This is a genomic window from Sphingomonas donggukensis (assembly GCF_023674425.1).
GTDB lineage: Bacteria > Pseudomonadota > Alphaproteobacteria > Sphingomonadales > Sphingomonadaceae > Sphingomonas > Sphingomonas donggukensis.
On record NZ_CP098401.1, the window covers coordinates 1232924 to 1245665 of the forward strand.

16 protein-coding genes and 1 other RNA gene are annotated in these 12742 nt (G+C 67.8%); 5 read left to right on the forward strand and 12 right to left on the reverse strand.

What is annotated here, in order from left to right:
- Window positions 1-13 precede the first annotated feature (13 nt).
- Window positions 14-655: a histidine phosphotransferase family protein gene (locus M9980_RS06010; protein WP_250754423.1), complete on the reverse strand. Its 642-nt coding sequence runs from the start codon at window positions 653-655 to the stop codon at window positions 14-16.
- Window positions 656-746: 91 nt separating this feature from the next.
- Window positions 747-1175, reverse strand: coding sequence for a M67 family metallopeptidase (locus tag M9980_RS06015; protein ID WP_422921391.1), 429 nt, complete (start codon window positions 1173-1175; stop codon window positions 747-749).
- Here M9980_RS06015 and M9980_RS06020 point away from each other — a divergent pair, their 5' ends adjacent.
- From M9980_RS06020 to mtgA, 3 genes are all read left to right on the forward strand, one after another.
- Window positions 1176-2123, forward strand: coding sequence for an RluA family pseudouridine synthase (locus M9980_RS06020; RefSeq protein WP_250754425.1), 948 nt, complete (start codon window positions 1176-1178; stop codon window positions 2121-2123).
- Window positions 2124-2178: 55 nt separating this feature from the next.
- Entirely contained in the window at window positions 2179-3081 is a 903-nt protein-coding gene (gene rpoH, locus M9980_RS06025) for an RNA polymerase sigma factor RpoH (RefSeq protein ID WP_250754426.1), read from the forward strand.
- Between the two features lie 127 nt (window positions 3082-3208).
- The gene (mtgA, locus tag M9980_RS06030; RefSeq protein WP_250754794.1) at window positions 3209-3871 is read left to right on the forward strand and encodes a monofunctional biosynthetic peptidoglycan transglycosylase; all 663 of its coding nucleotides are present in this window, start codon (window positions 3209-3211) and stop codon (window positions 3869-3871) included.
- A gap of 62 nt (window positions 3872-3933) precedes the next feature.
- Here the strand turns inward: mtgA and M9980_RS06035 are convergent, their stop codons facing one another.
- From M9980_RS06035 to M9980_RS06045, 3 genes are all read right to left on the reverse strand, one after another.
- Complete coding sequence (locus M9980_RS06035) at window positions 3934-4194, reverse strand: hypothetical protein (RefSeq protein WP_250754428.1); 261 nt, start codon at window positions 4192-4194, stop codon at window positions 3934-3936.
- Between the two features lie 80 nt (window positions 4195-4274).
- Entirely contained in the window at window positions 4275-4598 is a 324-nt protein-coding gene (locus M9980_RS06040) for a YbaB/EbfC family nucleoid-associated protein (RefSeq protein WP_250754430.1), read from the reverse strand.
- A gap of 4 nt (window positions 4599-4602) precedes the next feature.
- Window positions 4603-6219, reverse strand: a complete 1617-nt coding sequence (locus tag M9980_RS06045; RefSeq protein WP_250754432.1) for a DNA polymerase III subunit gamma/tau — start codon at window positions 6217-6219, stop codon at window positions 4603-4605.
- A gap of 190 nt (window positions 6220-6409) precedes the next feature.
- Here M9980_RS06045 and M9980_RS06050 point away from each other — a divergent pair, with 190 nt between their 5' ends.
- Window positions 6410-6565, forward strand: coding sequence for a hypothetical protein (locus M9980_RS06050; RefSeq protein ID WP_250754433.1), 156 nt, complete (start codon window positions 6410-6412; stop codon window positions 6563-6565).
- A 135-nt stretch (window positions 6566-6700) separates the two neighbouring features.
- Here the strand turns inward: M9980_RS06050 and ffs are convergent.
- The 5 genes from ffs to M9980_RS06075 form a co-directional block, all read right to left on the reverse strand.
- Window positions 6701-6795: signal recognition particle sRNA small type (ffs, locus tag M9980_RS06055), an RNA gene on the reverse strand.
- 305 nt (window positions 6796-7100) lie between these two features.
- On the reverse strand, window positions 7101-7394 hold the full coding sequence (locus M9980_RS06060; protein WP_250754435.1) for a hypothetical protein: 294 nt from the start codon (window positions 7392-7394) through the stop codon (window positions 7101-7103).
- 91 nt (window positions 7395-7485) lie between these two features.
- Window positions 7486-7818, reverse strand: coding sequence for a 2Fe-2S iron-sulfur cluster-binding protein (locus tag M9980_RS06065; protein WP_250754437.1), 333 nt, complete (start codon window positions 7816-7818; stop codon window positions 7486-7488).
- Window positions 7815-8882 (reverse strand): cysteine desulfurase family protein, encoded by a 1068-nt coding sequence (locus tag M9980_RS06070; RefSeq protein ID WP_250754439.1) that lies wholly within the window; start codon window positions 8880-8882, stop codon window positions 7815-7817. The genes M9980_RS06065 and M9980_RS06070 overlap by 4 nt, the downstream gene beginning before the upstream one ends.
- On the reverse strand, window positions 8879-9985 hold the full coding sequence (locus M9980_RS06075) for a cysteine desulfurase family protein (protein ID WP_250754796.1): 1107 nt from the start codon (window positions 9983-9985) through the stop codon (window positions 8879-8881). The genes M9980_RS06070 and M9980_RS06075 overlap by 4 nt, the downstream gene beginning before the upstream one ends.
- A gap of 117 nt (window positions 9986-10102) precedes the next feature.
- On the opposite strand from M9980_RS06075, the gene M9980_RS06080 reads away from it, so the two are divergent.
- On the forward strand, window positions 10103-10759 hold the full coding sequence (locus M9980_RS06080; protein ID WP_250754441.1) for an alpha/beta hydrolase: 657 nt from the start codon (window positions 10103-10105) through the stop codon (window positions 10757-10759).
- A 554-nt stretch (window positions 10760-11313) separates the two neighbouring features.
- Here the strand turns inward: M9980_RS06080 and M9980_RS06085 are convergent.
- Together M9980_RS06085 and M9980_RS06090 are read right to left on the reverse strand one after the other, a co-directional pair.
- Window positions 11314-11475, reverse strand: coding sequence for a hypothetical protein (locus M9980_RS06085; RefSeq protein ID WP_250755079.1), 162 nt, complete (start codon window positions 11473-11475; stop codon window positions 11314-11316).
- 192 nt (window positions 11476-11667) lie between these two features.
- Window positions 11668-12639: a threonine ammonia-lyase gene (locus M9980_RS06090; RefSeq protein WP_250754443.1), complete on the reverse strand. Its 972-nt coding sequence runs from the start codon at window positions 12637-12639 to the stop codon at window positions 11668-11670.
- Window positions 12640-12742: the final 103 nt, after the last annotated feature.

Here is a 12742-nt window from a genome sequence, read left to right on the forward strand (position 1 = left end):
GTTAAGGCGCCGTTTACGCCGCGCCCAGAATTGCGCCGAACATTAGCACGGGTGAGTCTGCGTCGGACACCTGGAGCTCGCCGCCGCCCTCCAGCACCAGCGACCGGGCGAGGTGCGCCGCCGCCGACCGCGCCGATACCGCCCCGTCGCCCTCACCGCTCAGCGTCGCGCGGATTTCCTCGTCGAGGATGATGCGCTGACCCTCCGCGCGGATCACGATCTCGACATGATCGCCGACCGTCTCAGCCCCTATATCCAGCTGCCCGCCGCGCACCAGCGCGTCGCCGCCTATCATCGCGAGGTTCAGCAAAACCTTGATGGCGCCCTTGGGTAGCGTCTCTTCCTCCACCATCCAGCCGACCTTGACGCGGTGGTTGTCGCCGAACAGCCCGCTGATCGCTGCGCGCGCTTCCCGCGTGTCGACGCTCTCGCCGAATCCGCCCGCCGCGCCGAACGCTAGGCGGAAGAATTTCAGCTTGTTTGCCGATGCCTTCGCGCTTTCCGACAGCAGTTCCAGGCAGCGCGCGCGCATCTCCGGGTCGTGCTCGTCAGCCAGCAGCTCCAGCCCGTTGTTGAGCGCGCCGACCGGGCTCAGCAGGTCGTGGCACAGGCGCGAACAGAGCACGCTGGCGAAATCGGTAGGGGACAGGGTCAAGGCGTTGGGCTCCCGGCAATCCACCGGCTTTACGCGGACCTTGGCCGCCGCCGCAACCGGCTTGGCCGCAACCGGCTTGGCCGCAAGCGGCTCAGCCTTCGTCGATCACGAGCGGGACGGGATCGAACCGCCCGTGGATCGCGCCCGCGGCCACCGCGCGAAACGCGGCGAGCGCCCCGCCGCCGGCGATCACCCACAGCCAGCCGTCCGGCGCCGCCGCGGCGGCGTCGCGTAGTGAGGGCGTGGCGGTGCCCGAGGGGTGCGAATGGTAGCAACCGGCGATCCGCGGCCCACCGCCGCGCGCGGCACGGTGGGCGGCGAGCAGCGCGGCGGAATCGATCTCGAACGCGCGGTGGGGGGTTTCGGCGACGTTCGCACAGCGAAGGGCGGTGTCGATTCGCGTCGCGCTGCCGAACAGGAGGCCGCACACTTCGCGACTCCCGCCGGCGCGCGCTTCGGCGAGGATGGCGTCCGCCACCGATCTTGAAATCCTGAGCGTCATCCCCATCTCGCGTGCCACATGGACCGGGGGGTTTCCACTATCGAAGCGCGCATCGCCGCCTCTGCCGATGGCTGGAGGCTTGATCGCGCGCTGGCCGATGCAGTCCCGGCGATGTCGCGCGAGCGGCTGAAGGCGCTGATCTCGACCGGGCAGGTCACCGGTCCCGACGGCCTGATCCGAGATCCGGCACGAAAGGCCGCTGCCGATGCGGTGTTCACGATTCTGGTGCCCGACCCAGCGCCCGCCCACAATGAAGCGCAGGCGATCGATCTGGTGGTGGCGTATGAGGACGAGCATCTGATCGTGATCGACAAGCCCGCGGGCCTCGTCGTCCATCCCGCGGCGGGCAATCCCGACGGGACGCTGGTCAACGCGCTGCTCCATCATTGCGGGGGATCGCTGTCGGGCATCGGCGGGGTCGCGCGTCCCGGGATCGTCCACCGGATCGACAAGGACACGTCGGGGCTGATGGTGGCCGCCAAGACCGACCGCGCGCACGTCGGCCTCGCCCGCCAGTTCAAGGCGCACAGCATCGACCGCCGCTACAAGGCGATCGTTTCGGGGCGTCCGTCGCCAAGCGAAGGCACCGTCGACGCGCCGCTCGCCCGCAGCGCGCAAAACCGCAAGAAGGTCGCGATCGTGCCGAACGGCAAACGCGCGGTAACGCACTACCGCATGGTCCGCCCGCTTCGGGAGGCGGCGCTCGTCGAATGCCGGCTGGAAACCGGGCGCACGCATCAGGTGCGCGTCCACATGACGTCGATCGGCCACGGCTTGCTCGGCGACCCGGTTTACGGTAGAACAAAACCGGCCCATAGGGCGCTGCTGGAAACGCTGGATTTCCGCCGGCAGGCATTGCACGCGGCGCATCTGGGGTTCATCCACCCGCTCACAAGTAACGCTTTGGCGTTCGATAGCGAAATGCCTGCTGACATGCAGGAACTGTTCAACCAGCTTCTCGTATAGATATTGTGCGGTGCCGCGGAACGGCGGGTGCGCGCTGAAGGGAGAATTCGAGGTCATGGCAAACGGCAGCAACGTCCCGGCGACGATTCCTGCACTCGGCGGGGAGCAGAGCCTCAACCGCTATCTGGCCGAGATCAAGAAATTCCCGATTCTGGCGCCCGAGCAGGAGTACATGCTCGCCAAGCGGTTTCAGGAGCATGGCGACCCTGAGGCCGCGGCCCAGCTGGTCACCAGCCACCTGCGCCTCGTCGCGAAGATCGCGATGGGTTATCGCGGCTACGGCCTTCCGGTCAGCGAGCTGATTTCCGAGGGCAACATCGGCTTGATGCAGGGTGTGAAGAAATTCGAGCCCGATCGCGGTTTTCGCCTCGCAACCTATGCGATGTGGTGGATCCGCGCGTCGATCCAGGAATTCATCCTGCGCAGCTGGTCGCTGGTGAAGATGGGCACGACCGCGGCGCAGAAGAAGCTGTTCTTCAACCTGCGCCGGATGAAGTCGAAGCTGGATGCGTTCGAGGACGGCGACCTGTCACCCGAGCACCTCACCAAGATCGCGACTGACCTGGGCGTAACCGAGGATGAGGTGACCTCGATGAACCGCCGCATGGCGATGGGCGGCGACACGTCGCTGAACGTGCCGATGCGCGAAGATGGCGAGGGTCAGTGGCAGGACTGGCTGGCCGACGATGCGCCGCTGCAGGACACGATCGTCGCCGACGCGCAGGAAAAGACCGTGCGTCACGACATGCTGGTCGAGGCGATGGACGACCTGAACGATCGGGAGAAGTTCATCCTGACCGAACGTCGCCTGACCGACGAGCCCAAGACGCTGGAGGAACTGAGCCAGGTGTACGGCGTCAGCCGCGAGCGCGTCCGCCAGATCGAGGTGCGGGCGTTCGAGAAGCTGCAGAAGGCGATGATGCGCCTGGCCGGCGGCAAGCGACTGCTTGCCGTCTGACCCCTGTCGCAGGCGGGGTTGAAACCCGCGGGCGATTGCTCCTAGGCGTCGGGTGATGCCAGCCCACGCCCGCACCACCACCGCACGCCGCCGTCGAAAGACGGGCCCGACGCTGACCCAGCGAATTATGCGCTGGATCGGAGCAGTCGTGCTCGCCTTCCTGCTCGCATCGGTCGGGATGACGATCCTCTACCGCTTCGTGCCGCCGCCGATTACCTGGACGATGATCGGCGACGTCATCGGCGGGCACGGCGTGACCAAGGACTGGGTGCCGCTCAGCCGGATCGACGGCGACATGCCCCGCGCGGCGATTGCGGCGGAGGATTCGCGATTCTGCGCGCATTCGGGCTTCGACTATAAGGCGATCGCGGCGGCGGCGTATCGCAACAGCAAGGGCGGGCGCATCCGCGGCGGATCGACGATCAGCCAGCAGACCGCGAAGAACGTCTTCCTGTTCCAGGGCGGCGGCTATGCGCGCAAGGCGCTGGAGGCGTATTTCACGGTCCTGATCGAGACGATCTGGGGCAAGCGCCGGATCATGGAAGTCTATCTGAACGTCGCGGAGACGGGCATCGGCACCTACGGGGTCGAGGCCGGGTCGCGGCGCTATTTCCGGCATGGTGCGGGCACAATGACCCCGCGCGAGGCGGCGCAGCTGGCGGCGGTGCTGCCGCTCCCCAAGAAGCGCGCGGGGATCAGCCCCACGGGGTTCACGCGCCGATATGGCAACACGATCAGCCGGCGGATCGGGGTCGTGCGGAACGACGGGCTCGATGCCTGCCTGAAATAGGATAGGGCCGGAGCCGCAGGCTTTGCGCCCACGACTCCAGCCCTACATCTACGCGAATGGCGTTACTCGACGGCCTTCTTGGCTGAATCGCCGACGTCCTTCGCGGCGGACCCGACGTCCTTGGCCGCGGCGGTGATGGCGTTGTTCTTGCGCGTCTCGCTGCTGTTCTGGGTCAGCAGGAAGAAGGCACCGACCGCGACCACGATCAGGACGATCAGCCCGATCAGCAGCCCGCCGCCGCCACCGCTCCGCTCGACGACGGTCGTGGTGTGCACAGGCTGTTCACGGACGACAGTCGTCTCGGTCACTCGATCATCGCTCATTACGCATCCCCTTCATTACACTTGATGATGGGGCGATAACGGCGCCGCGCGAATTACGTTCCCGCCGCGCAACGATCGCATCAGAACGGCAGCTTGAAGCCCGGGGGCAGCGGCAGGCCGCTGGTCATCTTGCCCATCTCCGCCTGCGATGCGGCATCCGCCTTCGCCTTGGCGTCGTTGAAGGCGGCGACGACCAGATCCTCGACCATCTGCTTCTCGCTCGGCTGCAGCAACGACGCGTCGATGTCGATCGCGATGATGCGGCCCTTCGCCGACGCCTTCACCTTGACCAGACCGCCGCCCGACGCGCCCTCGACCTCGATCTCGTCGAGATTGGCCTGCGCCTTGGTCAGCTCGGCCTGGACGTTCTGCGCCATCGCCATGATGTCTTCGATGCTCTTCACTGCTTCATGCCCTTTTGCTGTTCGTCCAGCCGATCAACTCGGCATCGGGGAAATGGTCCATCGCCGCCGCGACGATCGGAGAGGCGAGCACGGCGGCCCGCTCCGCATCCTTCACCGCCGCGGCCTGCTCGACGAGCGTGGGCTCGCCCTGCGCGGGATCGCTCGTCACCTTCCACGCCCGCCCGGTGATCGTGCGCAGGTCGGTGGCGAGGTCGCGGGCGAAGTCGGCGGGCATCGGCACCGCGCTGCTCATCACCAGTTCGGGCGGGTCGTAGCGCACCGGGCGCAGGCGGTTGCGGACCCCGGCGGCAAGGACATGGCGGCTCGCCCCTTCCAGCAGGTCGGCAAGCGCAGCGACGCTGCTCGGCAACGCCGATTCGGCGGGCGTGGCGGCGCGATCAGGGAGCGCAGGCGCGGTCGGCGTGGCGCCGGTCGCGATCTGGCGGGCAAGCTCGCCGGGATCGGGCAGGCTGGCGGCATGGATCACGCGCAACAGCGCCATCTCCGCCGTCTCGATCGGCAGCGCGGCGCGCGACACTTCTTCATGGCCCTTCAGCAGCAATTGCCACAGGCGATGGAGCGCCGGGAACGACAGCCCCGCCGCCCAGTCGGCCAGCGCCTCGCGCTCCTCCGCCGCCTGGCCTGCGCCCATGTCGGCCCCGAGCTTGGCGAGCGTCACGCCGTGCACCGTTTCGAGCAGCGTCTTCATCACCGCCGCCGGATCGACGCCGAGGTCGTATTGCTGGCGGAGCGCGGCCAGCGCCGGCGCCGCCTCGCCCGCCAGCAGCGCGGCGAACAGCGCGCGGATCGCGCCGCGGTCGCTGAGGCCCAGCATGTCGCGAACCGCGGCGGCGTTCACCGCCCCGCCCTCGATATCGGCATGCGCGATCGCCTGGTCGAGGATCGACAGGCCGTCACGCGCCGAGCCTTCCGCCGCGCGGGCGATCAGGGCGAGCGCGTCGCCCTCCGCCTCGACGCCCTCGGCCTTCACCACCCGCGCGAAGTGATCGGCGAGCAGGTCGGCGGGGATGCGCTTCAGGTCGAACCGCTGGCACCGCGACAGGACGGTCACCGGCACCTTGTTCACCTCGGTCGTGGCGAACAGGAACTTCACGTGGCCGGGCGGCTCCTCCAGCGTCTTCAGCAAGCCGTTGAACGCGGCCTTCGACAGCATGTGGACTTCGTCGATGATGTAGATCTTGTAGCGCGCCGACACCGCGGCATAGCGCGACGCCTCGATGATCTCGCGGATATCGTCGATGCCGGTGTGGCTGGCGGCGTCCATCTCGATAACGTCGATATGGCGGCCCTCGGCGATCGCGCGGCACGGCTCGCACACGCCACACGGGTCGATCGTCGGCCCGCCCTGCCCGTCCGGACCGATGCAGTTGAGCGCCTTCGCGATCAGCCGCGCGGTCGACGTCTTGCCGACCCCGCGCACCCCGGTCAGCAGAAAGGCGTGCGCCAGCCGGTCGCGTTTGATGGCATTGCCCAGCGTCTGGACCATCGCGTCCTGGCCGATCAGCTCGCTGAACGTCTGCGGCCGATATTTGCGCGCCAGCACGCGGTAGGCGGCGCCCTTGGGCTGCGGCGGCTCGCCGAGATCGAAGCCGTCGCTCACGCCGCGTGCCTGCGCGAATGTTGACAAAGTTGACGGCCGATCGGGGGGGTGCGGGGCGGCAGGGTCGCAGGTGTCGGGAGCGGCGGGATCATGCGTTCCGGATTAGCGCCGGGCGAATGCTTAGGACAGCGAAACTTGGGGGGCTTATCCGCGGTCGGCGCGTTGATGGGGTGTGACACAGGAGGATGGCATGGACGAGCGGAAACCGACCGACATCGATGCGAAAGACGCGGCGAAGAAGATCGAGGAGGCCGGGGTGGCTGACGAAACAGCCGCGTATAGCGATGCGATTCAGGATAACGGGCGGACGCCGGCGAGCGAGGAAAGTGCTGCGCATCCGAGTTGATCAGCGCAAGTCGTTGTGATTGCTGGGTAATTTGCCGGGCGGCTGCGCCGCGGCGAAGCCGCGTCGTCGGACGGGCTTGGCCCGCCGGCCGCGCTTGTTTGCATGGCGCGATACAATCGCGCTCTTGCAAACTATGCGGTGGAAGCCGGACGACCCGGGGCGAAATCGTTGTGGCTGCTTCCTTCCGGATCTGACCAGGTTGGCGACGACCCCGTCCGCCCGACTTCCGTGGGCGCAGATAGGGGGAGAGCGCGGCGCGATCAAGCGGTTGTGTGTCGCAAGCGGTCTTGAGCTGTCGTTCGCTAGAGGGGTCGTTAACTTACGCCATGCGCCGCAGCACGGATACACACCCTGGCGTCCCGCTCCCCACCCCAATTCCGTTCGCGTCGAGTAGTCGTCGAGCTTGTCGAGACGACGTATCGAGAGGGGGGTGCCTCATCGAGGGGCCTTCTCGATACGGGCTCTCGACAAGCTCGATCCCTACTCGAAGCGAACGGATGTGGTTTGGGCGGATGGCCTCAACCATCCACCCGCCTCACCGATACACCCGGAAACACCGCTTCACCCGGCCATAATAGCCGCGGTCCCAGCGGCACGCGACGCGGCTGCGGTCGCGCCAGCCGCGGTTGCCGCGCCAGTGTCGGTCGCCGCGCCATCCGCGGTCGTCGCGCCAGTTGCGGTCGCGGTCCCAGCGGCGGTAGTCACGGCTATCGTTCCAGCCGCGGTCCTGGTGATAATAGCCGTCACCGCGGTACTGCGCCTCGGCCGGGGTGGCGGCGATGCCGGTCACCGCGACCAGTCCGGCCGCTGCAAGAGCGAACAATTTCATGGTCCATCTCCTCAACTCGCCCATTACGCGGGCTTCGGGTGAAGATAGGCCCCGGCCATGAGCCTCGCCTGAACGCTTCGTTCAGCTTGGCCTACCGCCCCTGCATGTTGCGCGCGCCGGGCGGCATGCGGACGGTCAGGCCGTCGAGCTCGGGGGTCAGCACGATCTGGCACGCCAGCCGGCTGGTACGGCAGGCGCCGAGGGCGAGGTCGAGCATGTCCTCCTCCTCCTCGCTTGCCGGGGTCAGGCGGGCGAAATCCTCGGGCGCGACGATGACGTGGCAGGTGGAGCACGCCATCTGCCCCTCGCACGTGCCCTCCAGCGGCTGGCCGGCGTTTTGCCCGACTTCGAGCAGGGCATAGCCCTCGGGCGCATCGACCGCCTGCACGCTGCCGTCGGTGGCGACGAAACGGACGCGGATCATGCCGCGATCCGCTGGGCGCGGGCGGCGGCGTCGATGCGGTCGAGCGCGGCGATCAGTTCGGCCTCCGTGGTGTAGCGTCCGAAGCCGATGCGGATGCTGGAGCGGGCCTGCGCGTCGGTGAGCCCGAGCGCGCGGAGCACGTGGCTGGGCCGCCCCGATCCGCTGGCGCAGGCCGATCCCGCCGAAAAGGCGATGTCGCGGCACTCGCTCATCAACCGCGCCACGTCGAGGCCGTCGCGGCGGATGTTGAGGTTGCCCTTGTAGCGTTGCTCGAGCGATCCGTTGACGACCCAGTCCGCCCCGAGCCGATCGAGCGCGCGGTCGAACAAGCGGGCGACGTGCGCGGCGTCGGCGTCGGATCGGTCGGCGGCGAGCTTCGCCGCGGCACCGAAGCCTGCGCACAGCGCCGGGCTGAGCGTGCCCGAGCGTCCCGCCGCCTCCTGCCCGCCGCCGTGAAGCAGCGAGGCGAGCGTGATACCGTCGCGAATCCAGAGCGCGCCGATGCCCTTCGGTCCGTGGATCTTGTGCGCGGATATGGCGATCAGGTCGCAGCCGTCGGGAATGGCGATGCGGCCATAGCCCTGCACCGCGTCGCACAGCATCAGCGCGTCGGCGTCGCGCGCGCGCGCGGCGATGGCGGCGATTGGCTGGATCACGCCGATCTCGTTGTTGACCAGCATCGCCGCGACCAGCCCGGTGCCGGCGGGGATGTTCGGGTCGGCGCGCCCGTCTTGGTCGACCGGCGACACGGTGGCGGCGCGTCCGCTCGCGGTGACGGTGTCGAGCACCGCGGCATGCTCCGTCGCCAGCGTCACGATGCCCCCGCGCGTGCCCTTGATCGCCCAGTTCAGCGCCTCGGTCGCGCCGCTGGTGAAGGTGACCGTGCCCCCTGTAGGTAACAGCGCGGCGACCTGTGCGCGTGCCGCCTCCACCGCGGCACGCGCGGCACGGCCCGGGGCGTGGGCGGAATGGGGGTTGGCGTGCTGATGCTCCAGCCAGGGCAACATCGCCGCCAGCGCCTCGGGGGCCAGCGGGGTCGTCGCCTGGTAATCGAGATAGGTCACGCCGGCGTCTCTGTGGTGGTGGCGGCGCGCGCGCGCACTTCGCGGGCGATGTTCGCCCAGGCGGTGATGAAGCGTTCGATATCGGCAGGCGTCGTGTCGCGCCCGAAGCTGACGCGGATGACCTCGCCCGCAGCCGCCCCCTCCCACCCCATCGCGCCGAGCACGTGGCTGGGGCGCATCGTCCCCGACGAGCACGCCGATCCCGCCGACACCGCGATTCCCGCCATGTCGAACCGGATGAGTTGCGCCGCCGCCGACAGGCCGGGCAGGCGATAGGAGGCGATGTGCGGGCTGCGCGGGGCGGTGCCGGCGACGACTTCGCCGCCGAGCGCCGCGATCGCAGCGTCCAGCCGCGCGCGCATGCCGGCCATCGCCGCCAGATCCTCGGGGATGGCGACCGCGGCGGCATAGCCGAGTGCAGCCGGCACATTCTCGGTCCCGCCGCGATAGCCGCGCTCCTGTCCGCCGGTCGGCAGCAGCAGGGCGAGATTGCGTACAAGCAGCCCGCCGATGCCAGCGGGGCCGGCGCGCTTGTGGCCGGAAATGGCGATCAGGTCGGCGACGTCCTGCGGCTGGTCCTCGCCGCGCCAGTTGGCGGGCATCTGCGCGGCATCGACGAACAACACGCCTTCCGCTTCGGTCACCACGTCGGCGATCGCGCGCAGCGGCTGGATCACGCCGGTTTCGCTGTTGCCCCACTGGATCGCGACCAGCGCCGGGGCGGGCGCGTCAGCGAGCAGCTCGCGCAGCACGTGCGGATCGACTCGCCCGTCGCTGCCGACCGGCAGGCGGATCGCATCGGGGGCGACGCGCAGCACCGCGTCGTGCTCGGTCGCGGCGATGATGCGACTCGCGGCCTGCGCGCGGGTCAGCGCCATGCCGATCGCCTCGCTGGCGCCGCTGGTCAGGATCAGCTCGCCCGCCCAGCCGTACGCGCCCTTGATGACGTTGCGCGCGCTTTCCAACGCGGCGCGGGCCTGGCGCCCCTCGGCGTGCGGGGACGACGGATTGGCCCAGGTCGCCAGCCCGCGCGTCACCGCCTGCGCCGCGGTCGGGTGCAGCGGCGTCGTCGCGGCGTGATCGAGGTACAGGCGGGTCGGCAGGGCAGCGGCCTTTCGAAGTGATTGCGCGTCGGCGCGCCACCCTTATATAGCGCCGTGCTCTTCGCGCGCCATGCGTCCGCATGGTTCCGCGCCCTTTTTCAGATCGCAGGTCGCCCGATGCCAGAAGTCATTTTCCCCGGACCCGAAGGCCGCCTCGAAGGGCGTTTCGCCCCCGCCCCCCGCCCCCGCGCGCCGGTCGCGATGATCCTGCATCCGCACCCGTCGTCCGGGGGCACGATGAACAACCGGATCGTCCAGGAACTCTACAAGACGTTCCAGCGCCGTGGCTTTGCGACGCTGCGCTTCAACTTCCGCGGCGTGGGCAAGAGCCAGGGCGTTTTCGACAACGGCATCGGCGAACTGTCCGACGCGGCGAGCGCGCTCGACTGGGTGCAGAGCTTCCATCCGGAAGCGTCGACGACGTGGGTCGCGGGCTTCGGCTTCGGCGCGTGGATCGGCATGCAGCTCTTGATGCGCCGCCCGGAAATCCGCGGCTTCATCTCGATCGCGCCGCCGGCCAACATGTTCGACTTCACGTTCCTGGCGCCCTGCCCGTCGAGCGGCATCATCATCCAGGGCGAGAACGACGAAGTCGTCACCCCGCTCGCGGTCCAGAAGCTGGTCGACAAGCTGCGCACCCAGCGCCACATCACCATCCACCACGATACGATTCCGGGCGCGAACCACTTCTTCGAACACGAAATGCCGCAGTTGATGGGCAGCGTGGACAAGTATCTGGACATGCGGCTGGACCCGAATTCGCCTATTCGCTGAGGCGAAGTGCGAAGCTGGGCCACGCCCGGCCGGCGGCGCTACCGGCGCCGTCCGACGGCATCGGCTTTGCCGATGGCGGTGCTTTTAGAAAAGCGCTGATAAGTTAGATCAAACTCACGAAGCAGCCAATATGAACGGGCATTCTCGCGGTGCTGTCTCCTACTGTGATCCGAAGGTTATCTCTTGGGCCGACCTACCGGTCCAGTAGCGGCAATTAAGCACTCTCCAATGCGCCGTGGCGTCGCGTTGATAGAATCTCTCAGACACCGCGTCGCTAGTTTGATATTCGGATGAAGCTATGAAAATCCATCGGCCGCCCACAATGAGGTAAAATTCTATAAGTATTATGACAACCGCAATCAATACCAGCATCGCCTTTAGAGGCTCTCGTCGGTCGACCAACCGCATAATGCTCCCCTATTCAAGACGTTCAAGAGATTGCCGCATAGAAGATGCAAGCACAGCAATCGTATCGATGCAAACTTTAGGAAAAATGTCTTAATGTTAAAGGCAAAACCCGAGCGATTTGTGGGCCAAATTACCAAAATTCACTTTTAAACCGTCCAGATCGCCACATTCCCTAGCAACACCGCGGCGCAGACCAGCATCAGCACGCCCTTCGTGCGATCCGCCCTGCCGCGGCGCAGGAGTTGGATGCCACCGAAGGTCAGGGCGAAGACGGCAAGCATGGCGATGGCGGGAAAGAGATTGGTCACTGCCTCCCCCCTCCTCCGTTCGTCTCGAGTAGCGATTGAACAGGCCGCAGGCCGTATCGAAAGCGCGTATCGAGAGGCTGCGCCCAGGCAACGCTGTCTCGATACGAGCCCTCGATACGCGGCTGCGCCGCTACTCGGTCTCTACTCGACACGCACGGTAATGGGGTGTGCGCGAGCGGGGATAGGGCGAAATCAGTCATCGCGCCCCAACACCGCGGCATAAGCGTCCGCATCGACGTTGCCGCCCGACACGATCACCAGCATACCCTCCTCGGGCGTCACCTTGCCGGCGAGCAACGCCGCGATCGCCACCGCTCCGCCGGGCTCGACCACTATCCGCAAATTATGCGCGGCCCAGCGTTGGGCGGTGCGGATTTCGGCTTCGGCCACGGCCACGCCGGTGGCCGATCGGCGGGAGAGGACGTCGAAGGTCAGTTGCGACACCCGCCGCGTCTGGAGCGAATCGCAAGCGGTGGGGGGCGCCTCGTCGGCGGCCTCCTCGATCCAGCCGGCCTCAAGGCTGCGGCGCATGTCGTCCCAACCCTCGGGCTCGACCACGGTGATCGCGGCGTCGGGCAGCGCGAGCGCGAGGCCGGCGGCCAGCCCGCCGCCGCCGCAGGGCGTGACGACGTGGACGATGCCGTCGTCCAGCCCGAATTCCTCGAACTGGTCCTCGGCCTCTATGCCGACGCTGCCCTGTCCCTCGATCACCCAGGCGTCGTCGAAGCTCGGCACCAGCACCGCACCGCGGGCGTGGGCCAGATGCGCGGCGATCTTCTCACGCACGCCCTTGCCGCGGTCGCAGCCGACAACTTCGGCGCCGAGCGAGAGGGTCGAATCGCGTTTCACGCGCGGCGCATCCTCGGGCATCACGATGACCGCGGGCATGCCGAGCTCGCGCGCCGCCCAAGCCACCCCTTGCGCATGGTTGCCGCTGGAGAAGGCGACGACGCCCTTCGATCGCTGGGATTCGTCGATCGCGGTCAGGCGGTGCCACGCGCCGCGGATCTTGAACGCGCCGATCGGTTGCAGAGACTCGGCCTTGAAGGCGACCTCCACCCCCTTGATTTCGGCGAAGAAAAGCGGCGTGGGCGGCAGGATGGCCGCCACCTTTGCCGCGGCGTCGCGCACCCCGGCGCGGGTCGGTTGTCGCACGATGGTCACGGCTCGTCCTTGCCGCAAAAGCGATGCGATAGAAACTCTTTACATGGGGGTCCGGTGACCCTATTTGCCCGCCTCCGCTGCCCCATGGGACTTCCACCGCAAG

What these genes read in the sequence shown, in the direction of transcription:
- M9980_RS06020 (WP_250754425.1), top strand. Translation starts at nt 1,176, where the DNA reads ATGGACCGGGGGGTTTCCACTATCGAAGCGCGCATCGCCGCCTCTGCC.
- M9980_RS06065 (WP_250754437.1), bottom strand. Translation starts at nt 7,818, where the DNA reads ATGATCCGCGTCCGTTTCGTCGCCACCGACGGCAGCGTGCAGGCGGTC.
- M9980_RS06050 (WP_250754433.1), top strand. Translation starts at nt 6,410, where the DNA reads ATGGACGAGCGGAAACCGACCGACATCGATGCGAAAGACGCGGCGAAG.
- rpoH (WP_250754426.1), top strand. Translation starts at nt 2,179, where the DNA reads ATGGCAAACGGCAGCAACGTCCCGGCGACGATTCCTGCACTCGGCGGG.
- M9980_RS06080 (WP_250754441.1), top strand. Translation starts at nt 10,103, where the DNA reads ATGCCAGAAGTCATTTTCCCCGGACCCGAAGGCCGCCTCGAAGGGCGT.
- M9980_RS06035 (WP_250754428.1), bottom strand. Translation starts at nt 4,194, where the DNA reads ATGAGCGATGATCGAGTGACCGAGACGACTGTCGTCCGTGAACAGCCT.
- mtgA (WP_250754794.1), top strand. Translation starts at nt 3,209, where the DNA reads ATGCGCTGGATCGGAGCAGTCGTGCTCGCCTTCCTGCTCGCATCGGTC.
- M9980_RS06060 (WP_250754435.1), bottom strand. Translation starts at nt 7,394, where the DNA reads ATGAAATTGTTCGCTCTTGCAGCGGCCGGACTGGTCGCGGTGACCGGC.